At 49.9% G+C, this 807-nt stretch carries 1 protein-coding gene; it reads left to right on the plus strand.

The features are described 5' to 3' along the window. Nucleotides 1–426: 426 nt before the first annotated feature. On the plus strand, nt 427–807 hold a 381-nt coding region (locus PPL9_RS30650; protein WP_057466263.1), incomplete at its 3' end, for a single-stranded DNA-binding protein.

Below are 807 nucleotides of genomic sequence, written 5' to 3' on the forward strand. Positions count from 1 at the left end.
TGTCATGTGTTGGCGACTTCGCCATGGAACTGTCCTTTATCACGGATACCGAGTTCGCATATAAAAAGCAAAACAGGTCTGGGCGCGATCCTCAAAATGCAGGAGAATGAGCGCTGGAAATCAGGTGGAACATAAACGGAACAATTTTAAGGAGCAAGCCTTTTTGAGTTTGCTCGCGTAAAATTGTCTTTTAGAAAAATTGAGAGTTGAACTTGGCAGTTTTGCAAGGCAATGTGTCGGAACAAAAATAGAACGAGTAGAGAGCCTTGCTTGCGGACGCCTGATATTCCGACTGAAAGCCTAGGAAATGTGGACAACCACCGCGGGTTTGAGAAAGTCTGTTTGAATTGTAGAGCGCGGAGCATAGGTTACTTGCCAACTTAACTCGCTTAAACTTTGGGTGGGTTCAGACTTAGGAGTAATTCAATGGCCGGTAGCGTCAATAAAGTCATTTTGGTTGGAAATTTGGGCGCAGATCCGGAAATTCGCCGTACGCAGGACGGTCGTCCAATCGTCAACTTGCGTATCGCTACTTCGGAGAGCTGGCGTGACCGTAACAGCGGCGAGCGCCGTGAGCGGACCGAATGGCACCGTGTTGTTGTGTTTAATGAAGGTCTTGCAAAGGTTGCCGAGCAATTCCTGCGCAAAGGCTCCAAGGTTTACATCGAAGGTCAGTTGCAAACTCGCAAATGGCAGGACCAGAGCGGCCAGGATAAATACTCCACCGAGATCGTTCTGCAGGGCTTCAACTCTACGCTGACTATGCTTGATGGTCGCGGCGAGGGCGGTGGTGCAGGCGGCCAGGGG

Source organism: Pseudovibrio sp. POLY-S9 (assembly GCF_001431305.1).
GTDB lineage: Bacteria > Pseudomonadota > Alphaproteobacteria > Rhizobiales > Stappiaceae > Pseudovibrio.